Raw genomic sequence first — 21,916 nt, 5'->3', positions numbered from 1 at the left:
GCTCCGACCGAGGGCTCAGACGACGCGGTGCATCCACCCGAACGTGTCGTCGGCACGCCCGTACTGCAGGTCGACGAGCGCCTGGCGCACCGCCAGCGCGACGGGCGAGCCGCCGGTGGTCGCCGGGACCTCGCCGCCGTCCCACCGCAGCGCACCGACCGGGGTGACGACCGCGGCGGTGCCGCACGCGAAGATCTCGGTGATCTCGCCGGAGGTCACGCCGTCGCGCCACTCGTCGATCGAGAAGCGCCGCTCCTCGACCTGGTGGCCCGCCTTCTGGGCCAGCTCGATGATCGACGCTCGGGTGATGCCCTCGAGGATCGTCCCGGTCGCCGGGGTCGAGATGTGGCCGTCGCGGTGCACGAAGTACAGGTTCATCCCGCCGAGCTCCTCGACGTAGCGCCCGTGCTCCGCGTCGAGGAAGACCACCTGGTCGCACCCGTGGGCGATGGCCTCCTGCTGGGCCACGAGCGAGCTGGCGTAGTTGCCGCCCGTCTTGGCCGCCCCCATCCCGCCGCGGCCGGCGCGGGTGTACTCCTCGGTCAGCCACAGCGAGACCGGCTGCACGCCGCCCTTGAAGTAGGCGCCCGCCGGCGAGGCGATGACCATGAAGGTCACGTGCTGCGCCGGGCGCACGCCGAGGAAGACCTCGGAGGCGAACATGAACGGCCGCAGGTACAGGCTCTTCTCCCCCGTCGCGTCGGGCACCCAGCGCTCGTCGACGGCCACGAGCGCGTCGACGGCGGCGACGAAGTCCTCGGTCGGCAGCACCGGCAGCGCCAGTCGCTGCGAGGACCGGACCATCCGCTCGGCGTTCTCCTCGGGGCGGAAGGTCCACACCGAGCCGTCGTCGTGGCGGTAGGCCTTCATCCCCTCGAAGATCTCCTGCGCGTAGTGCAGGACGGCCGTGGCCGGGTCCATGCTCAGCGGCCCGTACGGCGTGACGCGGGCGTCGTGCCACCCCTGCTCGGGGGTCCACTCCACCGTGACCATGTGGTCGGTGAAGTGGGTGCCGAAGCCCGGCGCCGCGAGGATCTCGGCGAGCCGCTCGTCGGGGACCGGGGCGGGGTTCGGGGTGGTGCTGATCTGCATGTCGCGCACGCTATCCGTTCTCGGAGGGGGGCCGTTCTCGATGGGTGGGGGCTCGCTCAGGCGAGGCGGCCGGCGATCGCGTCGCCGACCTCGGCCGTACGACGGGTCGCGCCGGGGGTGCGCGCGGCGAGGTCGTCCAGGACGGCCCGCTCGACGGCCTGCGCCTGCTCGGGCAGGCCGAGGTGGTCGAGCATCAGGCCGACGGAGAGGATCGCCGCCGTCGGGTCGGCCTTCTGCTCGCCGGCGATGTCCGGGGCCGAGCCGTGGACGGGCTCGAACATCGACGGCGCCGTGCGGTCGGGGTTGACGTTGCCCGACGCCGCGAGACCGATGCCGCCGGAGATGGCGGCGGCCAGGTCGGTGACGATGTCGCCGAACAGGTTGTCGGTGACGATCACGTCGAAGCGGGCGGGGTCGGTCGCCAGGAAGATCATGGTGGCGTCGACGTGGAGGTAGTCCACGCCGACGTCGGGGAACTCGCCCGCCACCTCGCCGACGATCCGGCTCCACACGGCGCCCGCGTGGACCAGGACGTTGGTCTTGTGGACCAGCGTCAGCTTCTTGCGGGGCCGGCGCTGCGCCCGGGCGAACGCGTCGCGCACGACCCGCTCCACGCCGTACGCGGTGTTGACGGAGACCTCGGTGGCGACCTCGGCGGGCGTCCCGACGCGCAGGGCGCCGCCGTTGCCGGTGTAGGGGCCCTCGGTGCCCTCGCGGACGACGACGAAGTCGACCTCGCCGGGGTCGGCCAGCGGGGAGGTGACGCCGGGGAACAGGCGGGTCGGTCGCAGGTTGACGTAGTGGTCGAGCTCGAAGCGCAGCCGCAGCAGCAGGCCGCGCTCGAGGATGCCGGCGGGGAGCCGGGTGTCCCCCGGCTTCCCGCCGACCGCCCCGAGGAGGATCGCGTCGTGCTCGCGGATCTCGGCGAGCACCGTGTCGGGCAGGACCTCGCCGGTGGCCAGGTAGCGGTCCGCGCCGAGGTCGTAGTGCGTCGGCTCGAAGCGGACCCCGGCCGGGGTCACCGCCTGCAGCACCTTGAGCGCCTCGGTGGTGACCTCCGGCCCGATCCCGTCACCGGGCACCACCGCGAGCGGGACGGTGCCGGAGGGCGGGCTGACGGGCGCGGTCGCGTTGTCGGTCATGCCGGCAGACGCTAGCGAGTCCTCAGTTGTCGTCGGGGCGCGGTCCACCCTCGTCGCGACGGTCCATCGCCTCCTGCAGCGCGTTGGAGCTGGAGGGGTGGGTCGGGTCGTGGCGGGCGGGGCCCCAGTCGGGGTACATGTCGTACATCGCGGTTCTCCTGGTCCGGACCGCCCCCTCGGGCGGTCCTGTCGGTGTGGTCCCCGGGGCGTGGGCCTCGCGGGGTGTCGGCTCCGCGCCGGGGAGGCCGGGACGGGGGTCGCTGTGGTGGGCGAGGCCGTCCTGGCCGGACCAGGAGGTGTGCGGGTACGGGACCCGGCGCGGAGCCACGGCCGCCCTGCTGAGGAGGGACGAGCCGATCAGGCTGGTGGGGCTGGAAGAGGCCTGCGCAACGCCGAACGCCGCGGCGAGGTGGCCTCTGTCAGGCCTCGCCGCGGCAGTCGATGAGTACGAGCACGCTCCGCATGATGCTCGGCACGTTACGCCGCCCCCGCGACGCTGTCAGCGGTCCGACGCCGACGGTCCCAGCATCCGAGACAGGAGTCTCGCCCGAGGGGGTGCCCCCAGACTGAGGTCGATGAGTGCGCCGCCGGACCTGCCCGAGATCGTGCAGCGCGCGTTCGGCGTCGCCCGCCGCGCCGGCTACGCCTCCTTCTGCCGCAACGAGACCGGCCGGCTGCTGGCCACGCTGGCCGCGACCCGCACCGGGACGATGGCCGAGTTCGGCACCGGCACCGGGGTCGGCGCGGCCTGGCTGCGCTCGGGCGTGCGCAGCGACGACGTCCGCCTCGTCAGCGCCGAGCTCGACCCGCGGCTGGCCGACGCGGCCGCCGAGATCTTCGTCGACGACGACCAGGTCGAGGTGATCGCCGCGGACTGGTCGACCCTGCGCGACCGCGCGCCGTTCTCGCTGCTCTTCGTCGACGCGGGCGACCCCGAGGGCGTGGGCGTCGACGACATCGCGGACCTCGTCGGCCCCGCCGGCGTGGTCGTGCTCGACGACTTCACCCCGTGCGAGTTCTGGCCGCCCATCGCCAACGGCCGCGTCGACACCCTGCGCGAGCAGTGGCTCACCGACGACCGGTTCACCGCCGCCGAGGTGATGGTCGCCCCCGACGCCTCCGCGGTCATCGCCACCCGGCGCTGAGCCCCGCCCCACGCCGAGCCGGCGCGACGTCCCGCCGTACGACGGCCGCGCCGGCGCGACATCCCGCCGTACGACGGCCGAGCCGGCGCGACATCCCGCCACCGACGGGGATCTCGTGACGACTCGGCGGGTCGGGCCGGCGGTCAGGCGAAGAGGGCCTGACCCACGTGCTGCTCGCCCTCGGCGACGCCGGGCGGCACCGCGAAGAGCGCGGAGCCCGTGACCTGGAGGTACTCCATCATCGCGTCGCTGCGCGACATCGCCCGCTGCACGGGCACGAAGTCGGTGAGCGGGTCGCGCACGAAGGCGAGGAAGAACAGGCCCGCGTCCAGCGCGCCGAGGTCGGTCGTGCCGTCGACGAAGTTGTAGCCGCGTCGCAGCATCCGGGCGCCCCCGTGGTGGTCGGGGTGGACGACGCGCACGTGGGCGTCCCTGGCGACGATCGGCTGATCGTCGCTGCCGGGCATCGCGAAGTCGATCGGCGTGTGCTCGTCGCCGCCGGAGAGCGGGGCGCCGGTGCCCTTGCTGCGCCCGACGACGGCCTCCTGCTCGGCAAGGGTCTGGCGGTCCCAGGTCTCGATGTTCATCGCGATCCGGCGGGCGACGAGGTAGGACCCGCCGGCCAGCCAGCCCGCCGCCGGGTCGTCGTCGGCGCCGACCCACACGTGGTCGTCGACCGCCCGGGTCTCCTCGGCGAGCACGTTGGCGGTGCCGTCCTTGAAGCCGAACAGGTTGCGGGGCGTGTCCTGGCCGGCGGTGGTGCTGGAGGTCCGCCCGAAGCCGAGCTGGGACCAGCGCACGGCGACCGTGCCGAAGCCGGCGCGGGCCAGGTTGCGGATCGCGTGGACCGCGACCTGCGGGTCCTGGGCGCAGGCCTGCACGCAGAGGTCTCCGCCGCTGCGGGCGGCGACGAGCTCGTCGCCCGGGAAGGGGGGCAGGTCGCGCAGGGACGCCGGCCGACGCTCGGCGAGACCGAACCGGTCCCGGCCGTCGGCGTCGCGGAACAACGAGGGCCCGAAGCCGAACGTCAGCGTCAGCCCGCCGGCGGGGAGGCCGATGGCCTCGCCGGTGTCGTCGGGCGGGAGGTCGGCGGCGCCCTCGACGGGCCCGACCGGCCCGGCCGGTCCGCCGGCGGTCATCCGCTCGGCGGCGGCGGTCCACGTGGTCAGCAGCGCGACGAGTGCGTCCCGGTCGTCGGTGGTGACGTCGAACGCCGCGAAGTGCAGCCGGTCCTGGGCGGGGGTCACGATCCCCGACTGGTGGGCCCCGCGGAAGGGGTAGCGCTCCGCGACCGCACCGCTGCCCGTCGGTCCGTCAGGTCCGCCGGTGACGCCGGAGAGCCCCCCGGCGGCGTAGGCGCCCGCCACGCCGGCGCCGGCGAGCCCGGCGGCGGCGACCCCGCCGCCGAGCAGTCCGCGGCGGCTCAGCCGGGCGGTCACGACCGGTCCGCGTCGGCGCTCACGCGAGCACCGTCGCGGTGAGGCGCGAGAGCGGCTCGGACAGGGCGTTGACCGCGTCGGCGAGGTCGCGGACCTCGCGCCGGGTCAGGTCGTCGTACGACGTGAACCCGTCGCCGACGCGCTGGGCGTCGAGCAGCTCCTGCAGGTCGGCGAAGCGCAGCTCGAGCTGGGAGGCGAGCTCGGCGTCCTTGGAGGTCACGATCGGCGCGACGCCGTCGTAGCCGACCCTGGCGCCGTCGACGTTGGCCTGGAAGTCCCACAGGTCGGTGCGCGACCAGTACTCCTCCTCGCCGGTGACCTTGCCCGTGGCGACCTCCTCGAGCAGGCCGCGAGAGCCGTTGGCGATCTGGTCGACGCTGAACTCCAGGTCGCCGATGCGCCCGTCGAGCTCCTCGGTGTCGGCGACGAGGGCGTCGGCGAACGTCTGGCGTCGGGCGTCGCTCAGCGGGGTGTAGTCGCCGGCGCGCTCGGGCCAGAGGTCCTTCTCCATGCGGTGCCAGCCGGTCCAGCGCTGGCCGGGCTCCAGGTCGGCCTCGCGGGCGTCCATGCGCGGGTCGAGGTCGCCGAACGACTCCGCGACGGTCTCGATGCGCTCCCAGTGGGTGCGGGCGCGGGGGTAGAGCTCGCGGGCGGCGTCGTCGTCCCCGGTGGTGTAGGCCTCGGCGAACTGCCGGGTCTTCACCAGCAGCTGGTCGGACTGGTCCTGCACGTAGGTCTGGTAGCCGGCCTCGGCGCGATCGACCAGCTCCTGCTCGTCGGCCGGCACCTCCACCTCCTCGTCGGAGGGCGTGACGGTGAACGACGACCGGATGCCCTCGCCGACCATGCCGGGCTTGCAGGCGGTGACGTACTCCCCCGCGGGCGCGTCGACGACGAGCTGGCGGGAGAGCTGCGGCCCGACGTTCTCGACCTCGGCGACGATGCGCAGGCCGTCCTCGGCGAGCAGGTAGAACTCGGTGACCTCCGAGCCCTCGTTGGTGACGTCGAAGCGCAGCGTGCCGGCGGGGGCCTCGACCGCGGACATCTCGCAGGCGTCCGCGGTCGACGCGACGCTGACCGTGCGCTCGTCGCCGCCGGGGCCGCCGGGGTCACCGGCACCGCCGGCGCCGTTCTCGGTGCAGGAGGCCAGGGCGGGCACCGCGAGCACCGTGAGCGCGAGGAGCGCCAGGCGGTGGCGGGACGGGGCGGACGGCAGGGCGCGGGGCATGGCGGGACCTCAGCTGGGCGTGGGGACGGGGGTGGTCGCGGCGGGGCGGCCGGCGGTGCGGCGTCGCCGGGCGGCGAGGAGGAAGAGCGTCATCGTCGGCACGACGTACGCGACCCAGGCGAGGGCCTCGAGGTGGGTCGTGGCCGGGGAGAAGTTGACGGTGCCCTTGAGCAGCACGCCGTACCAGGACCCGGCGGGCACCTGCGCGGAGACGTCGAACAGGTAGGAGTTGAGCCCGGGCAGGATCCCGGCCTCCTGCAGGTCGTGGACGCCGTACGACAGCACGCCGCCGGCGACGACGATGAGGAAGGCGCCGGTCCACGTGAAGAACCGGGTCAGGTCCAGGCGGATCGCCCCGCGGTAGAGCAGGTAGGCGAGCGCGACGGCGACCACGATGCCCGCGAGCGCGGCGAGCAGCGGCTGCCAGGTGGACCCCGTGCCGCCGGGACCGCCGGCGACCGCCTGGCTGGCCGACCACAGGAACAGCGCGGTCTCGAGCCCCTCCCGGCCCACGGCGAGGGCGGCGATGAGGGCCAACGAGAACCAGCCACCCTCGGCGGCGACGTCCACGCGGTCGCGCAGCCGGCCCGACAGCGACCGGGCGGCGTGCGCCATCCAGAAGACCATCCAGGTCACGAAGCCGACGGCGACGATCGACAGGGTCCCGCCGATGGCCTCCTGCGCCTCGAACGTCAGGCCGCGCGGCCCGTAGGTCAGCAGGGCGCCGAAGGCCAGCGAGACGCCGACGGCGAGCGCGATGCCGGCCCACACGCGCGGCACGAGGTGGCTGCGGCCGGAGCGAGCGAGGTAGGCCATCAGGATCGAGACGACCAGCCCCGCCTCGAGGCCCTCGCGGAGGCCGATGAGGAAGTTGGCGAGCACGAGACCTCAACCTAGTGCCGGAAGTTAGGTTTGCCTCACCAAACTTCCTGTGAATCCTCACAGGTTCGGCGGCGCGCCCGCCTAGGCTCGACCCACGACCGGACGGGGGCGACGTGGGAGCACACCGCACGACCACGGCCACCACGGCCAGCACAGCCACCGCGGCCCTGCTGCTGGCCCTGCTCCCCGGGTGCTCCGGGGACGTGGACGCCCCGGGTCCCGGCAGCGCCGACCGGCCGGGGGCACCCACCTCGTCCCTGCCGGTGCTCCCCCGCCCGACCGGGGGCGCCGCGGGAGCGGAGATCCCGAGCGGCGTCGTGGCGCGGTTCCGGGGGGCGTCCGGCACGCTCTGCACGGGACCGCAGGGGCGGCCCAGCCCGCCGTCCGGCACCCGGGTGGACGACCGCGCCGCCGACCTCCGCCTGGTGGGCGGGTCGACCGTCAGGCGCGAGCTGACCCTGTACGCCGACGCCGACGCGGCGCGCGCCTGGGTCCGGCGGCTGCGGGTGGAGGGTCCCTGCGTGCGCATCGACGGCCTGCGGGTCTCGACCTCCGAGCTGACCGCCCTCGCCCCCGACCCGCGGGTCGGTCCCCGCCTCCCCGCGGGCACGCTGCTGCGCAGCCAGGTGCTGCGCACGGACGGCGCCACGGACCCGGTGCTCCTGGTCGACGTCGTGTCCCGTCGCGGCGAGGTCGTCCTGTGGTCGCAGGTGATGGAGCTGTCGGCCCGGCCCGGCGCGGACGACCTGCCGCTGGCGGGGCGCGGGACCGAGCGGGTCGTCCGCAGGGTCGAGGCGGAGGCGCGCGACAACGCCCGCCTGCTGGACCGGTTCGGCCGGGCCGCCGACCGCCGCTGAGAGACCCGGTGGCGACCGTCGGTGGGCCCCTCGGGGTCCCTCGGCCGGACGACGGGCCGAGCACGTCGTGGCGCACCCGGACCATCCCGTCGCCGAAGCGCCGGGGGTCCAGCAGCGTGCGGGCGGTGGGCACGGCCCGGTCGGACCACCCTCGGCGTCGGCCAGGGAGCCGTCGAGGCTGCCGATGGCCGAGCGGACGGGACGGCCGCCCCCGTCAGCGGACGACGTCGTACACGCCGAGGGTGACGCCGTTGCCGTACGTCGCCTGCTCGACCGGTCGCAGCCTCGGCTGCTCCGCGCCGTCGTCGAACAGCCGCTTGCCCGAGCCGAGCACCACCGGGAACGTGAGCAGGTGATAGGCGTCCACGAGACCGGCGGCGGCGAGCCCCTGGGCGAGCCGGGCGCTGCCGTGCACCTGGATCTGCCCGTCGTGCTCCTGCTTCAGGGCGGCCACCTCGTCGAGCGAGCGCAGCACCGAGGTGTTGTGCCACCCGGGGTCGCTCAGGGTGGAGGAGACGACGAACTTGGGGATCGCGTTGTAGTGCGCGAACTCCTCCATCGACGGCCACACCGGCGCGAACTCGTCGTAGCTCACCCGCCCCAGCAGCAGTGCCGTCGCCTCCTCGGTCTCGCGACCCTTGATGGCGTACGCCGCCTCGTCGAACGCGACCTCCTGGAAGGTCCACCCCGCCCGAGGGTGCTCACCCCCGCCGGGCGAGTCCATGACCCCGTCGAGCGACAGGAAGGTGGTGACGACGATCCGGGCCATGGCTGCTCCTCGCGCTGGGGGTGGGTGCCTGGTCCGACCCTCCCCGACCCCGAGACTCATCGGTCGGGCCGGGGCTGCCGCGGGACGCACACGGCTGCGGCCCCGGCTGCCCCGTCGAACGGGGCGGCCGGGGCCGCGGAGGTCGGGGGTCAGCCGCGGCCGGCGGAGCCCTCGACGTAGTCCGAGTCGTGGCTCTTGACCCAGGCCATCAGCTTGCGGAGCTCCTTGCCGGTGCTCTCGATGGGGTGCTGGGCGCCCTTCTCGCGCAGGGCGTTGAACTCCGGGGAGCCCGCGTCCTGGTCGTCGATGAAGCGCTGGGCGAAGGAGCCGTTGGTGATGTCGGCGAGCACGGCCTGCATGTTCTCCTTGACCTGCGGCGTGATCACGCGGGGGCCGGAGACGTAGTCGCCGTACTCGGCGGTGTCGGAGATGGACCAGCGCTGCTTGGCGATGCCGCCCTCGTACATGAGGTCGACGATCAGCTTCAGCTCGTGGAGGCACTCGAAGTAGGCGACCTCCGGCTGGTAGCCGGCCTCGATCAGGGTCTCGAAGCCGTACTGGACCAGCTGGGAGGCGCCGCCGCAGAGCACGGCCTGCTCACCGAACAGGTCGGTCTCGGTCTCCTCGGTGAAGGTGGTCCTGATGCCGCCGGCGCGCAGGCCGCCGATGGCCTTCGCGTAGGACAGCGCGAGGGGCCAGGCGTTGCCGGTCTCGTCCTTCTCGACGGCGACGAGCACGGGCACGCCGCGGCCGTCGACGTACTCGCGGCGCACGAGGTGGCCGGGGCCCTTGGGGGCGACCATGAAGACGTCGACGCCTTCGGGCGGGGTGATGTAGCCGAAGCGGATGTTGAACCCGTGGCCGAACACGAGGGTGTCGCCCTCGGCCAGGTGGGGCTCGATCTCCTCGGCGTACAGCTTCCGCTGGTGCTGGTCGGGGGCCAGGATCACGACGACGTCGGACTCCTCGACCGCCTCGGCCGGCGTGACGACGCGCAGCCCCTCGGCCTCGGCCTTCGCCGTGCTCTTCGAGCCCGGCTGGAGACCGATCCGGACGTCGACCCCGGAGTCGCGCAGGGAGAGCGCGTGGGCGTGACCCTGGCTGCCGTAGCCGATCACGGCCACGGACTTGTTCTGGATCAGCGAGAGGTCGGCGTCGTCGTCGTAGAACATCTGCGCCACGGGGTATCGGGCTCCTTCGTCGGTGGTGCGTCGGGTGGGTGGGTGGTACGTCGGGGGGCCGCTCAGACCGCGCGGGGCGGCGGGGCGGGGGCCGGCACCGGGCGCACGGTCCGCTCCGAGATGGAGCGGGAGCCGCGCCCGATGGCGACCATGCCGGACTGCACGAGCTCGCGGATCCCGAAGGGCTCCAGCACGCGCAGGAAGTCGGCCAGCTTGTCGGCGTTGCCGACGGCCTGGATGGTGACGGCGTCGGGGGCCACGTCGACCACCTTCGCCCGGAACAGCTGGACGGTGTCGATCACCTGGCCGCGGGTGGCGGCGTCGGCGCGGACCTTGACCATCAGCAGCTCGCGGTTGACCGCGTGACCGGGCTCGAGCTCGACGATCTTGATGACCTCGACGAGCTTGTTGAGCTGCTTGGTCACCTGCTCCAGCGGGAACGACTCGACGCTGACGACGATGGTCATCCGCGACACGTCCGGGTGCTCGGTCGGGCCCACGGCGAGGCTGTCGATGTTGAACCCGCGACGGCTGAACAGGCCCGCGATGCGGGCCAGGACGCCGGGCTTGTCCTCGACCAGGACGGACAGGGTGTGGGTGCTCACAGGTCGTCCTCGTCGAAGTCGGGGGCCAGGTCGCGGGCGTACTTGATGTCGTCGTTGCTGTGGCCCGCGGCCACCATCGGCCACACCATCGCGTCGCGGTGGACGCGGAAGTCGACCACCACGGGCACGTCGTCGATCTCCATCGCCTTGGTGATCGTCGCGTCGACGTCGCCCGCGGAGTCGCACGACAGGCCCACGCAGCCGTAGGCCTCGGCGAGCATCGGGAAGTTGGGCACCGGGACCCGGGTGCCGGGCTGCACGCGCGGGCCGGCCTTCTGCAGGTCGGTGTTGGAGTAGCGCTCGTTGTAGAACAGCGTCTGCCACTGCCGGACCATGCCGAGCGACTCGTTGTTGATGATCGCGACCTTGATCGGGATGCCCTCGATCGCGCAGGTCGCGAGCTCCTGGTTGGTCATCTGGAAGCAGCCGTCGCCGTCGATGCTCCACACGGTCGTGTCGGGGCAGCCGACCTTGGCGCCCATCGCGGCGGGCACGGAGTAGCCCATCGTCCCGAGGCCGCCGGAGTTGATCCAGGTGTTGGGCTTCTCGTAGTCGATGAAGTGCGCCGCCCACATCTGGTGCTGGCCCACCCCGGAGGCGTAGATCGCGTCGGGGCCGGCGATCGCGCCCAGGCGCTCGATCACGTACTGCGGGGCGAGGCTGCCGTCGGTCGGCTCGTCGTAGCCGAGCGGGTACTTCTGCTTCACGCCGGCGAGGAACTCCACCCAGGCCTCGTAGTCGCCGGTGTGCCCGGCGTCGGCCTCGGCGCGCAGCGCCGCGAGCAGGTCGGAGATGACCTCGCGGCAGTCGCCCACGATCGGCACGTCGGCCGTGCGATTCTTGCCGATCTCGGCGGGGTCGATGTCGGCGTGGATGACCTTCGCCTGCGGGGCGAAGGAGTCCAGGTTGCCGGTGACGCGGTCGTCGAAGCGGGCGCCGAGGCTGATGATCAGGTCGCTGCGCTGCAGGCCCGCGACCGCGGCCACGGTGCCGTGCATGCCGGGCATGCCCAGGTGCTGGGGGTGGCTGTCGGGGAAGGCGCCGCGCGCCATCAGGGTGGTGACGACCGGCATGCCGGTGAGCGCGGCCAGCTCGGCCAGCTCCTTGCTCGCGCGGGCCCGGATCGTGCCGCCCCCGACGTACAGGACGGGGCGGCGGGACTCGAGGATCAGCCGGGTCGCCTCGCGGATCTGCTTGGCGTGGGGCCGGGTCACGGGCCGGTAGCCGGGCAGGTGCAGCTCGGTGGGCCACCGGAACGTCGTCTCGGCCTGCAGCGCGGACTTCGCGATGTCGACGAGGACGGGACCGGGGCGGCCGGTGCTGGCGATGTGGAACGCCTCGGCGATCTTCTGCGGGATCTCGGCCGGGTCGGTCACCAGGAAGTTGTGCTTGGTGATGGGCATCGTGATGCCCCGGATGTCGGCCTCCTGGAACGCGTCCGTGCCGATCATCGCCGCGCCGACCTGGCCGGTGACGGCGACCATCGGGACGGAGTCCATGTGGGCGTCCGCGAGCGGGGTGACGAGGTTGGTCGCGCCGGGACCGGAGGTCGCCATGCACACGCCGACCCGACCGGTCGCCGCGGCGTAGCCCTGGGCGGCGTGGCCCGCGCCCTGCTCGTGGCGGACGAGGATGTGCCGGATCGTGGGCGAGTCCATGAGGGGGTCGTACGCCGGGAGGATGGCGCCGCCCGGGATGCCGAACACGTTGTCGGCCCCCGCGTGCTCCAGCGACCGGATCAGGCTCTGGGCGCCGGTGATCGGCTCGGCCTGGCTCATCTCGTCCGTCCTTCGGGTAGTGGTGTCCGTCGGGTCCATCGTCCGCCCAACAAAAAACCCCTCGGCCTGACGGCGGCGAGGGGCGGACGCGTGGGTGAGGCGGTGCTCAGCTCACGCGTCTGTGGGTACGAGGAGGATCCGTCGCATGACGCTACGGTCCACCTCGCCCTCACGCGCCGTCAACCGAGTGTGACAGCCGTCTCGCATCGCGGGACGGCTGTCTCGGATGTCGGTCACCACCCGCGGTCGTCGCAGGTGCAGACGCAGGCGCGGTTGCCCTGGGCGTCCGCCAGCACCCAGAACGACGGCGCCGCGGAGTCGTCGACGAGCTCGCCGCCGGCCGCCACCGCGGCGTCGATCCGGCTCCGCGCCTCCGTGCGGTCGACCCAGACGTCGAGGTGCCAGCGCTGCGGGGGGTCGGCGTCGCCGGCCCCGGCGGTCTGGAACCACACCGTCGGCCAGCCACCGGCGGGATCGACGACCTCGACGTCGCCGTCGTCGTCGGTCCGCTCCGCCCCGCCGAGCAGCGCGGCGAGGAACGGGGAGACCTCGGCGGCCGCCGGGGAGTCCAGGCCGAGCTCGACGAGCGTGACCCGGGCCGGGTCCGCCACGACCCCCGCCTCGGCGGCGAACCCGTCGATCCGGCGCGCCAGGTCGACGTCGCGGGTGGTCACGGCACCCACGTCGTGGCTGGCGAGGGTGACCGTCACCGTCGGGTAGGTGAGCACGACGTCGGGGTGGTGGTCGGCCTCCTCGGCCGCGGCGCCGATCCGGTCGACCAGGGCGAGCCCGGTCGCGAAGTCGCCGGTGGCGAACACCGCGCGGATCCGGCCGGGCAGGCGCACCCAGCCCCGCAGGCCCGCCGCGTCGACCTCGGCCACGCTCAGGGGTGTCCTCGTGTCGCTCATCCGTGCTCCTTCGAGTCGGGGACCATCAGTCGCGCGACGTCGCCGGGCGCCCAGGCGACCTCCCAGCGGTAGCCGTCGGGGTCGGCGAAGTAGCCCGAGTAGCCGCCCCACTCGCGGTCGCGGGCGTCCTCGACCGGGTCCGCGCCGGCGGCGCGGGCGTCGGCCAGCACGCCGTCCACGGTGGCCCGGTCGACGCAGTTGTGGGCCAGCGTGACGGGCGCCAGGCCCGGACCGCGCCGCACCGGGCCCACCTCGGCCTCGAAGGACGCCTCCTCCCACCACGACAGCAGCAGTCGGTCGGCCACGGCGAACATCAGCACGTCCTGCTCGTCGACCACCGGCGTCCAGCCCAGCCCCCGGACGTAGAAGGACCGCGTGCGGGCGCGGTCGGCCACCGCGAGGGTCACGAGGCTGAGGCGCTGCTCCACGACCCCACCCTCGCACCGTGCGCCGACGGCGGCTACCGGTCGACGCGCAGCGGGGTGCGCTGGCGCCCGTCGGCGTCGTGGTTGGCGGGGTCGAGCCAGGCCTCGTGCGCCGGGCGGACGACGCGCCAGTCGGCGTCGGTGACGGCGAACCCCGCCGTGTCGCGGTTGCGGCCCTTGACGACCTTGTGCTGGCGGAACACGCCCTCCGCGGTGAAGCCGAGCCGGAGCGCGGCGCGCCGCGAGGGCGCGTTGGCGGCGTCGCACTTCCACTCCACGCGCCGGTAGCCGGCGCCGAAGGCCTGGCGCAGCAGCAGGTGCACCGCCTCGGTCGCGGCGGTCGTGCGCCGCACCGACGGACCGAGGACGACCCAGGCCACCTCGGCGCAGCCGTCGGCCGGGACCTGGCGGATCCAGCTGATCCGGCCGGCGACCGCGCCGCCCCCGGGGCGGACCACCACGGTCTCCATCCCGGGATCGGCGAGGTGGGTCTCGACGAGCGCCCGGGTCGCCGCGACGTCGGCGGGCGCCGCGACGGGGAGGAACTCCCACGACGTGCCGGGCCCGGCCACCGCGGCGTGCAGGTCCTCGGCGTGGTCGACCCGCAGGGGCTCGAGGACGACGTGGCGTCCGGTCAGCGGGACCGCACGCAGCGGGTCGGGCGGGGTCCAGTCGAGCACCGGGCGAGCCTAGGACCCGGCGGCGTCAGCGGCCCAACGACTTCCGCCATCCCGTGAACGAGCGCAGCGGCGCCGCGCGGGGCCGCACCAGCCACGGCCAAGGGTGCACCTCGCGCAGGTCCAGGCGGGCCGCGCGGCGCGCCCACCCCGGCACCGGGGCGTAGGTCGCGGCGAGGGGCACGCCGTCGAGCTCCGCGGCGACCGCGCCCCGTCGTACCTCCAGCTCACGGGTGACGGCGAGCTCGCCGAGGGTCTCGGCGAGGAAGACCAGCCGCTTGCCCGACAGCCGCAGTCGGCGCAGCAGCGGCTCGTCGAAGACGAAGACCGCCGGCCGGTCGTCGGTGGCGGCCAGCGCCGGGTCGCGCTCGGACAGCGACTCGGCCGTGAGCCAGACCCGCTCCGCTCCCCCGGCGCCCTCGACCTCGGCGGGACCGGCCGGGATGTCGGCCTTGCGCAGGTCGGGTCCGTCGACCTCGGGTCCCACGTCGGCGTCCGGCCACCCCTGGACCGGGCAGTCCTTCTTCAGCGCGCAGCGACGGCACAGCTCGGGCGCGCGCTTCTCGACCTGCCACCGGCTGAACCCGTACGGCTTGCCGCTCCCGGTGCCGACGGTCCACTGCCAGCCGAGCCGGTTGGCGGCGCGGGAGCCGTCGAGGAGGTGCACGAACATCGCGTCCTCGCCCGCCTGCCAGGTCGCGCCGGCCCGCACCGCCCACTGGGAGGCGAGCCACATGCGGGTCTGGTTGACGACCCAGCCGTCGGTCTCGAGCTCGCCGACCACCGCCTCCATGCACGCCATCTCCGTCGGCCACGGCTCGTCCCACGGCTCGCCCCAGGGCTGCTCGCGCCGCAGCGAGGAGCCCAGGTCGGTGCCGACACGGGCGTAGAGGTGGCGGGCGTACTCCTGCCACAGCAGCTCGTCGCGGTACTTGTGCCGGTCCCGGCCGGGGGCGTCGGCGACCGCGTCCCAGACCTCGGTGAGGCTGAGCAGCCCGTGGCGGATGTACGGCGACATCCGGCTCGCGCCGCGCCGCTCGAGCGGCAGCACGGTGGAGCGGTCGCGGGCGTAGCCGGACACGTCGAGGGTGGCCAGCGAGGCGTCGGCCGCCGACTGACCGCCGCGGAAGCCGCCGGAGCGCACGCCGTCCGCGCCCTCGCGCGCGAGGTCGCCGAGGTGCTGGCCGACCCAGGCCTCGACGTCCGCGACCTCGGCGCCGTCGGCGGTGGACGGGGGGCTGGGCAGCACGGGCATGCGCGACCGGTGCCCCATCCGGTCCCGCCCCAGCCCGCCGGCGCCCGAGGTGGTCGAGCAGCACGCGAGCCCCGGCGAGCGCGCGGCGTCGAGACCGCCGCCCCGAGGTGGTCGAGCAGCACGCGAGCCCCGGCGAGCGCGCGGCGTCGAGGCCGCCACCCCGAGGTGGTCGAGCAGCACGCGAGCCCCGGCGAGCGCGCGGCGTCGAGACCGCCACCCCGAGGTGGTCGAGCAGCACGCGAGCCCCGGCGAGCGCGCGGCGTCGAGACCGCCGCCCCGAGGTGGTCGAGCAGCACGCGAGCCCCGGCGAGCGCGAGGCGTCGAGACCGCCGCCCGGCTCCGCGGGGCCCACAGCGGACCTGCCGTGCCACCAGGTGACACCGGACGTCCGCGCTGGTGCTCGTCTGCTGGTCGACCACCGTCAACCACCCCGGCGGTCTCGACACCGCGGACTCGCTGGCGCTCGTCGGCTGCTCGACCACCTCACGGCACCCCCGGCGGCGTCGACCACCTCACAGCACACCCGGCGGTCTCGACACCGCGGACTCGCTGGCGCTCGTCGGCTGCTCGACCACCTCACGGCACCCCCGGCGGCCCCGACCACCTCACGGCACCCCCGGCGGCCCCGACCACCTCACGACACCCCCAGCCGTCCCGACCACCTCGGAGCGTCCCGAGGGGTCGGGGGTCAGCGGGGGGACTGGTGGATCTCGCGGCGCGCGGCGTCGGCGACGAGGCGGGTGGGCGCGCCGAGGACCAGGGGCATCTGCGGGGGCACGTGGCCGACCTCGACGTCGAGGAGCAGGGGCACGCCGAGCCCGCCGAGGGTGTCGAGCACGGCCTCGTGCTGGGTCAAGCCCGGCGCGTCGGGGGCGGCGGTGCGGCCGACCACGACGGCGCGGGCGTGCGCGAACCAGCCCGCGAGCCGCATCCCGTGCAGGGCGCGGGCCACGTCGAGGGCCCCGTCCTCGGCGACCTCGAGCAGCACCACGAGCCCCTCGTCGGCGTGGGCGCGGCCGAACCCCTCGACGTCGCCGTACGGCGTGCCCGCGAGCGGGCCGAGCACCTCGACGCAGCCGCCGACGAGCAGCCCCGAGACGTCGACCCCGTCGGCGGGCGCGTTGACGACGCGCCAGTCCCCCGCCGCGTCGAGCCGCCAGGTCGAGGCGGTCGGGTCCGCGGTCCAGTCGTCGAAGCCCGACGAGCGGTGCCGGCCGTGGGCCCGCTGAACCAGGGGCCCCTCGGCGGTGACGACGTCGAGCCAGTGCGCGAGGCCGGCCGGCGCGTCGTACGGCGTGTCCATGAGGTTGGCGCCGTGGACGCCCGCCCACCCGGCGCGGGTCAGCAGCGGCATCGAGACGCTGCAGCAGTCGGAGTAGCCGACGAACCAGGTCGGCGTCGCGTCGCGCAGGGCGTCCCAGTCCACGAGCCCGACGAGGTCGATCGCGAGCTCGCCGCCCCACGGCGGGACGACCGCGCGCACCGCCGGGTCGGCGAGCATCGCGGTCAGCTCCGCCGCGCGCTCGGCGGCCGGCGCGGACACGATCCCCGACCCGTCGAGGCAGGCGCCGAGGGCCACCTCGAAGCCCCGTCGGCGCAGCAGCGCCACGGCGTGGTCGAGCCGGGGCCGCAGGTCGGCCGGCACGCCGGACGAGGGCGCGGTGACGCCGATCGTGTCGCCGGGGCGCAGCGGGGCGGGGCGGCGGATCTCCACCGGCCTCACCCTGCCAGCAGCGCGGCGACCTCCTCGATCCCCCGCCGCACCTCCCCGTAGGACGTCGAGAGCGGCGACAGCCCGATCCGCAGGCCGTCGGGGTCGCGGTAGTCGGGGACCACGTCGCGCCGCCACAGTGCCGCCACGACCTCCCGCATCCGGGGGTGGCCCAGCGTCACGTGGCCACCGCGACGCTCCGCGTCGCGCGGCGAGGACACGACGACGCCGTGGGGGGCGAGCAGCTCGTCGGCCAGCTCGATCGCGTAGGAGGTGAGCCCGACGGACTTGGCGCGCACCGCCTCGATCCCGGCGGCGCCGATCAGCGGGAGCATGTCGCGCAGCGGTTGCATCGCGAGGATCGGCGGCGTGCCGGACAGCAGCCGCCGCACGCCGGGGTCCGGGGTGTGCCCCGGGCCCATCGCGAAGGGGTCGGCGTGGCCCATCCAGCCGGTGACCGGCTGGGCGAGGTCGGCGAGGTGACGCGCGGCGACGTAGCCGAACGCCGGGGACCCGGGACCGCCGTTGAGGTACTTGTAGGTGCAGCCCACCGCGTAGTCGACGCCCCAGGCGTCCAGCTCGGCCGGCACGGAGCCGACCGAGTGCGACAGGTCCCACAGCACCAGCGCCCCGGCGTCGTGCGCGAGGCGGGTGACGGCCGGGACGTCGGCGACCCAGGCCGAGCGGTAGGCGACGTGGCTGGCGAGCACGACCGCGGTCCGGTCGGACAGCACGCCCGCGACCTGCTCGGTCGTCAGGCCGGCCGTCGGGTCGGTCTCGACCCAGCGCAGCCTCAGGCCCCGCTCGGCCGCGACCCCCTCGGCGACGTAGCGGTCGGTCGGGAAGTTGTCGGTGTCGACGACGACCTCGTCGCGGCCGGGCCGGGCGGCCACGGCGGCGCGCAGCAGCTTGTAGAGCAGGACGGTCGTGGAGTCGGCGACCGCCACCTGGCCCGGGGCCGCGCCCAGGCAGGTCAGCCCGAGCTCGTCGCCGACGACGAGCGGCAGCTCCATCCAGCTCTCGTCCCAGCCGCGGATCAGTCGCCCGCCCCACTCGTGCTCGACGAAGGTCCGCATCCGGTCCCCGGTGGCCGCCAGCGGACGGCCCAGCGAGTTGCCGTCGAGGTAGACCAGGTCGGTGTCGGCGCCCACGAAGCGGCTGCGGTACGCCGCCAGCGGGTCGTCGCGGTCCAGGGCCTCGGCGCGCTCGTCCATGGCTCCTGTCTATCGCCTCCTACCCTGGCGCCGTGCGCCAGATCCTCGGTCTCGCCGGTGCGCCCGGCGCCGGCAAGACGACCTTCGCCCGCGCGTGGGCCGACGAGCTCGGCGCGGCGTACCTGCCGATGGACGGCTTCCACCTCGCCGACGTCGCCCTCGACGCGCTGGGGCTGCGCGACCGCAAGGGCGCGCCGGAGACCTTCGACGCCCACGGTTACGCGGCGCTGCTGCGGCGGCTGCGCACGGACCCCGACCACACGGTGTGGGCCCCGGCGTTCGAGCGTGACCTCGAGCAGCCGCTCGCCGGGGCGATCGGGATCGGCCCGGAGGTCCGCGTGGTCGTCACCGAGGGCAACTACCTGCTCCTCGACACCCCGGCGTGGCGGGCGGTGCGCGCCGAGCTCGACGAGTGCGCCTACCTCGACGTCGACGACGCCCTGCGCACCGAGCGCCTGGTCGCGCGGCACGTCGCGTTCGGCAAGTCCCCCGCGGCCGCCGCGGCGTGGGTCGCGGCGGTCGACGAGCCCAACGCCGCGCTCGTCGCGGCGTCGCGGGACCGGGCGGACCGCGTCGTGCGCGGAAGCTGAGGGGGCCTGGCCGGGCGTCAGGCCGTCGGCGGGGCCGGCTCCTCGGCCCGGGCGCGGTGCAGCGTCTCGGGCGCCACGAGCCACGGCAGCACCGCGAGCAGGCTCACGAGCGCCGTCACGCCGAAGGCCCACCCGAAGCCGAGGCGGTCCGCGACCACCCCGACCAGGATCGGGCCGAGGATGGCGCCGGCGTCCTGCGCCATCTGGAAGGTGCTGAGCACCGTGCCGCCGGAGCGGCCGTTGCCGATCACGTCGGCGACGGTGGCCTGCTGGCCGGGGTTGAGCAGCCCGGAGCCGAGGCCGGACAGCGCCGAGAGCACCAGCAGCACGAGCAGGTCGCCCGACAGCCCGATCAGCCCGAGCCCGGCGGCGGTCACGACGAGCCCGACGAGCACCAGCGGCTTGCGCCCGACCGAGTCCGCCACCCGACCCGCGACCTGCAGCGCGGCGGCGGTGCCGGCGGCCGCCAGGGCCAGCGACACCCCGGCGACCCAGGTGGCGTCGTGGACGGCCACCGCGAACTGCGGCAGCACCGCGACCCGGACGCCGAAGTTGCACCAGCCGTTGGCGAAGGCGGAGGCGAGCGCCGCCCGGTACGCCGGGTCGGCCAGGGCCTCGCCGACCCGCATCGGCGGCGCCGGGGGCACGTCGGGGTCGGTGACCGGCCGGAGCCGGGCGCTGGAGAGCCGGACGGCCACCACGCCGGCGGCCGCGACCAGGGCCACGGCGTACACGACGAAGGGGACACGCAGGCCGAAGCCCGCGAGCGCACCGCCCAGCACCGGTCCGAGCATCCCGCCGAGCAGGAACGAGCTGGCGTAGGCCCCCGAGACCCGGCCGCGGATCGTCGGCGGCGCGAGCCGCACCAGCAGGGCCATGGCGGAGACGGTGAACATCGTCGAGCCGATGCCGCCCAGCCCGCGCAGCACCAGCAGCTGCACGTAGGACTGCGCGAACGCCGTCGCCAGCGACGACGCAGCCACCACCAGCAGGCCGGTCAGGTAGACCGGCCGCTCCCCCAGCCGCGAGACCAGGGCACCCCCCGCGGGGGCGAACAGCAGCCGGAAGAAGGCGAACGCCGAGACCACGGTCGACGCGGCGGCGACGCCGACGTCGAAGCTGCGGGCGTACGCCGGGAGCACCGGCGCGACGATCCCGAAGCCGATGGCGATGACGAACGCCGACGCGACCAGGACCCTGATCTCGGCCGGGATCGGGACCTTCGGCGCGCGCTCCTCGCGGGAGGCTCGGTCCCGCCGCAGCGACCTCAGCTCGTCACGGCGCCGTGCGCCGCCGACTGCACCACGCGGGCGTACTTGCCGAGCACCCCGCGGGTGTACTTGGGGGGCTTGGGCTCCCAGCCCTCGGCGCGGGCCTCGAGCTCCTCGGCCGGGACGTCCACGTCGAGCCGCTTGTTGGCGACGTCGAGGGTGATCCGGTCGCCGTCGCGCAGGAACGCGATCGGCCCGGCGTCCACGGCCTCCGGGGCGACGTGGCCGACGCACAGGCCGGTCGTGCCGCCGGAGAAGCGGCCGTCGGTGAGCAGCAGGACGTCCTTGCCGAGGCCGGCGCCCTTGATGGCGCCGGTGATGGCGAGCATCTCGCGCATGCCGGGGCCGCCCTTGGGGCCCTCGTAGCGGATGACGACGACGTCGCCGGCGACGATCCCGCCGTCGGTGAGGGCGTCCATCGCGGCCCGCTCCCCGTCGAAGACGCGGGCGGTGCCGGTGAACACGGACTCGTCGAAGCCCGCGGACTTCACGACCGCGCCCTCGGGGGCGAGGGTGCCCTGGAGGATCGTCAGGCCGCCGGTGGCGTGGATCGGGCGGTCCATCGCGCGCACGATGGTGCCGTCGAGGGCCGGGGGCTCGATGTCGGCGAGGTTCTCGGCGAGGGTCTTGCCGGTGACGGTCAGCGCGTCGCCGTGCATGAGACCGGCGTCGAGCAGCGCCTTCATCATCACGGGGATGCCGCCGACGCGGTCGAAGTCGGTCCACACGTAGCGCCCGAAGGGCTTCATGTCGGCGAGGTGCGGGACCTTGTCGCCGATGCGGGTGAAGTCGTCGAGGGTCAGCTCGACCTCGGCCTCGCGGGCGATGGCGAGCAGGTGGAGGACGGCGTTGGTGGAGCCGCCGAGCGCCATCGCGACCGCGACGGCGTTCTCGAGCGACTTGCGGGTGATGACCTGGCGGGCGGTGATGCCGTGGCGGAGCATGTTGACGACCGCCTCGCCGGAGCGGTGGGCGATCTTGTCGCGGCGCCGGTCCACGGCCGGCGGGGCCGCCGACCCCGGCAGCGCCATCCCGAGGGCCTCGGCGACCGCGGCCATCGTGTTGGCGGTGTAGGCACCGCCGCAGGCCCCCTCGCCGGGGCAGATCGCCCGCTCGACCTTGTCGACCTGCTCGCGGCTGATCTTGCCCGCCAGGCAGGCGCCGACCGCCTCGAAGGCGTCGATGATGGTGACGTCCTCGCCGTCGACCTTGCCGGGCATGATCGTGCCGGCGTAGAGGAACACCGCCGCGAGGTCGAGGCGGGCCGCGGCCATGAGCATTCCCGGGAGCGACTTGTCGCAGCCGGCGAGCAGCACCGAGCCGTCGAGGCGCTCGGCCATCATCACGGTCTCGACCGAGTCGGCGATGACCTCGCGGGAGACCAGGGAGAAGTGCATCCCCTCGTGGCCCATCGAGATGCCGTCGGAGACCGAGATGGTGCCGAACTCCATCGGGAAGCCGCCGGCGGCGTGCACGCCGCTCTTGACCGACTGCGCGAGGCGCTGCAGCGACAGGTTGCAGGGGGTGATCTCGTTCCAGCTCGACGCGACGCCGATCTGGGGCTTCTCCCAGTCGTCGTCACCCATCCCGACGGCCCGCAGCATCCCGCGGGCCGCGGCCCGCTCGAGGCCGTCGGTGACGTCGCGCGAGCGGGGCTTCAGGTCGTGCGTGCCAGCGGGGTCCGGGGTGCGGTCGGCCATGGGGCAGACGATATCCCCGTGGCCGACGCCGTGGCCGACGCGGTGAC

The 21,916-nt window shown here is 74.7% G+C and carries 21 protein-coding genes; 3 read left to right on the top strand and 18 right to left on the bottom strand.

Annotated elements, in window-relative coordinates:
• Nucleotides 1–15 precede the first annotated feature (15 nt).
• Genes ABD158_RS13845 through ABD158_RS13835 form a run of 3 tightly spaced genes read right to left on the bottom strand, consistent with a single transcriptional unit; the run spans nucleotide 16 to nucleotide 2,382 of the window.
• A complete protein-coding gene (locus tag ABD158_RS13845; RefSeq protein WP_344008113.1) occupies nucleotides 16–1,092 on the bottom strand; it encodes a branched-chain amino acid aminotransferase in 1,077 nt (358 codons plus the stop codon).
• Between the two features lie 56 nt (nucleotides 1,093–1,148).
• The gene (locus ABD158_RS13840; protein ID WP_344008112.1) at nucleotides 1,149–2,234 is read right to left on the bottom strand and encodes a 3-isopropylmalate dehydrogenase; all 1,086 of its coding nucleotides are present in this window, start codon (nucleotides 2,232–2,234) and stop codon (nucleotides 1,149–1,151) included.
• A 22-nt stretch (nucleotides 2,235–2,256) separates the two neighbouring features.
• On the bottom strand, nucleotides 2,257–2,382 hold the full coding sequence (locus ABD158_RS13835; RefSeq protein WP_344008111.1) for a hypothetical protein: 126 nt from the start codon (nucleotides 2,380–2,382) through the stop codon (nucleotides 2,257–2,259).
• 427 nt (nucleotides 2,383–2,809) lie between these two features.
• On the opposite strand from ABD158_RS13835, the gene ABD158_RS13830 reads away from it, so the two are divergent.
• A complete protein-coding gene (locus ABD158_RS13830; RefSeq protein ID WP_344008110.1) occupies nucleotides 2,810–3,379 on the top strand; it encodes an O-methyltransferase in 570 nt (189 codons plus the stop codon).
• Between the two features lie 143 nt (nucleotides 3,380–3,522).
• On the opposite strand, the gene efeB is transcribed toward ABD158_RS13830, so the two are convergent.
• Genes efeB through efeU form a run of 3 tightly spaced genes read right to left on the bottom strand, consistent with a single transcriptional unit; the run spans nucleotide 3,523 to nucleotide 6,928 of the window.
• Complete coding sequence (efeB, locus tag ABD158_RS13825) at nucleotides 3,523–4,818, bottom strand: iron uptake transporter deferrochelatase/peroxidase subunit (RefSeq protein ID WP_344008109.1); 1,296 nt, start codon at nucleotides 4,816–4,818, stop codon at nucleotides 3,523–3,525.
• Between the two features lie 19 nt (nucleotides 4,819–4,837).
• Nucleotides 4,838–6,046 carry an iron uptake system protein EfeO gene (gene efeO, locus ABD158_RS13820; protein WP_344008108.1) on the bottom strand — a complete coding sequence of 403 codons (1,209 nt, stop codon included), beginning with the start codon at nucleotides 6,044–6,046 and terminating at the stop codon, nucleotides 4,838–4,840.
• Nucleotides 6,047–6,055: 9 nt separating this feature from the next.
• The gene (efeU, locus tag ABD158_RS13815; RefSeq protein ID WP_344008107.1) at nucleotides 6,056–6,928 is read right to left on the bottom strand and encodes an iron uptake transporter permease EfeU; all 873 of its coding nucleotides are present in this window, start codon (nucleotides 6,926–6,928) and stop codon (nucleotides 6,056–6,058) included.
• Between the two features lie 113 nt (nucleotides 6,929–7,041).
• On the opposite strand from efeU, the gene ABD158_RS13810 reads away from it, so the two are divergent.
• Nucleotides 7,042–7,785 carry a hypothetical protein gene (locus ABD158_RS13810; protein ID WP_344008106.1) on the top strand — a complete coding sequence of 248 codons (744 nt, stop codon included), beginning with the start codon at nucleotides 7,042–7,044 and terminating at the stop codon, nucleotides 7,783–7,785.
• 214 nt (nucleotides 7,786–7,999) lie between these two features.
• Here ABD158_RS13810 and ABD158_RS13805 read toward each other — a convergent pair whose 3' ends face one another.
• The 10 genes from ABD158_RS13805 to ABD158_RS13760 all read right to left on the bottom strand — a co-directional run bounded on the left by ABD158_RS13805 (nucleotide 8,000) and on the right by ABD158_RS13760 (nucleotide 18,308).
• Nucleotides 8,000–8,554 carry a dihydrofolate reductase family protein gene (locus tag ABD158_RS13805; protein WP_344008105.1) on the bottom strand — a complete coding sequence of 185 codons (555 nt, stop codon included), beginning with the start codon at nucleotides 8,552–8,554 and terminating at the stop codon, nucleotides 8,000–8,002.
• Between the two features lie 149 nt (nucleotides 8,555–8,703).
• Nucleotides 8,704–9,735 carry a ketol-acid reductoisomerase gene (gene ilvC / locus ABD158_RS13800; RefSeq protein ID WP_344008104.1) on the bottom strand — a complete coding sequence of 344 codons (1,032 nt, stop codon included), beginning with the start codon at nucleotides 9,733–9,735 and terminating at the stop codon, nucleotides 8,704–8,706.
• Between the two features lie 62 nt (nucleotides 9,736–9,797).
• Nucleotides 9,798–10,340 (bottom strand): acetolactate synthase small subunit, encoded by a 543-nt coding sequence (gene ilvN, locus ABD158_RS13795; RefSeq protein ID WP_344008103.1) that lies wholly within the window; start codon nucleotides 10,338–10,340, stop codon nucleotides 9,798–9,800.
• Entirely contained in the window at nucleotides 10,337–12,118 is a 1,782-nt protein-coding gene (locus ABD158_RS13790; RefSeq protein ID WP_344008102.1) for an acetolactate synthase large subunit, read from the bottom strand. Before ABD158_RS13790 ends, ilvN begins: the two co-directional genes overlap by 4 nt.
• Before the next feature lie 233 nt (nucleotides 12,119–12,351).
• Nucleotides 12,352–13,026 (bottom strand): 4a-hydroxytetrahydrobiopterin dehydratase, encoded by a 675-nt coding sequence (locus ABD158_RS13785; protein WP_344008101.1) that lies wholly within the window; start codon nucleotides 13,024–13,026, stop codon nucleotides 12,352–12,354.
• The gene (locus ABD158_RS13780) at nucleotides 13,023–13,454 is read right to left on the bottom strand and encodes a VOC family protein (protein ID WP_344008100.1); all 432 of its coding nucleotides are present in this window, start codon (nucleotides 13,452–13,454) and stop codon (nucleotides 13,023–13,025) included. The genes ABD158_RS13785 and ABD158_RS13780 overlap by 4 nt, the downstream gene beginning before the upstream one ends.
• 32 nt (nucleotides 13,455–13,486) lie before the next feature.
• Nucleotides 13,487–14,131 carry a GNAT family N-acetyltransferase gene (locus ABD158_RS13775; RefSeq protein WP_344008098.1) on the bottom strand — a complete coding sequence of 215 codons (645 nt, stop codon included), beginning with the start codon at nucleotides 14,129–14,131 and terminating at the stop codon, nucleotides 13,487–13,489.
• Between the two features lie 25 nt (nucleotides 14,132–14,156).
• Nucleotides 14,157–15,383 (bottom strand): FAD-binding domain-containing protein, encoded by a 1,227-nt coding sequence (locus ABD158_RS13770; protein WP_344008097.1) that lies wholly within the window; start codon nucleotides 15,381–15,383, stop codon nucleotides 14,157–14,159.
• 688 nt (nucleotides 15,384–16,071) lie between these two features.
• Nucleotides 16,072–17,097 (bottom strand): S66 family peptidase, encoded by a 1,026-nt coding sequence (locus tag ABD158_RS13765; RefSeq protein ID WP_344008096.1) that lies wholly within the window; start codon nucleotides 17,095–17,097, stop codon nucleotides 16,072–16,074.
• 5 nt (nucleotides 17,098–17,102) lie between these two features.
• On the bottom strand, nucleotides 17,103–18,308 hold the full coding sequence (locus ABD158_RS13760) for a kynureninase (protein ID WP_344008095.1): 1,206 nt from the start codon (nucleotides 18,306–18,308) through the stop codon (nucleotides 17,103–17,105).
• Between the two features lie 32 nt (nucleotides 18,309–18,340).
• Between ABD158_RS13760 and ABD158_RS13755 the strand changes: the two genes are divergently transcribed.
• Nucleotides 18,341–18,898, top strand: a complete 558-nt coding sequence (locus ABD158_RS13755) for a nucleoside/nucleotide kinase family protein (RefSeq protein ID WP_344008094.1) — start codon at nucleotides 18,341–18,343, stop codon at nucleotides 18,896–18,898.
• A 17-nt stretch (nucleotides 18,899–18,915) separates the two neighbouring features.
• On the opposite strand, the gene ABD158_RS13750 is transcribed toward ABD158_RS13755, so the two are convergent.
• Nucleotides 18,916–20,091: an MFS transporter gene (locus ABD158_RS13750; RefSeq protein ID WP_344008228.1), complete on the bottom strand. Its 1,176-nt coding sequence runs from the start codon at nucleotides 20,089–20,091 to the stop codon at nucleotides 18,916–18,918.
• Nucleotides 20,092–20,165: 74 nt separating this feature from the next.
• Nucleotides 20,166–21,869 (bottom strand): dihydroxy-acid dehydratase, encoded by a 1,704-nt coding sequence (gene ilvD, locus ABD158_RS13745; protein WP_344008093.1) that lies wholly within the window; start codon nucleotides 21,867–21,869, stop codon nucleotides 20,166–20,168.
• Between the last annotated feature and the right edge of the window lie 47 nt (nucleotides 21,870–21,916).

The organism is Nocardioides lentus, assembly GCF_039529515.1.
Lineage (GTDB): Bacteria > Actinomycetota > Actinomycetes > Propionibacteriales > Nocardioidaceae > Nocardioides > Nocardioides lentus.
The sequence above is the reverse complement of the archived record's forward strand: the minus strand, read 5'-3'. Positions and strand labels throughout refer to the sequence as shown.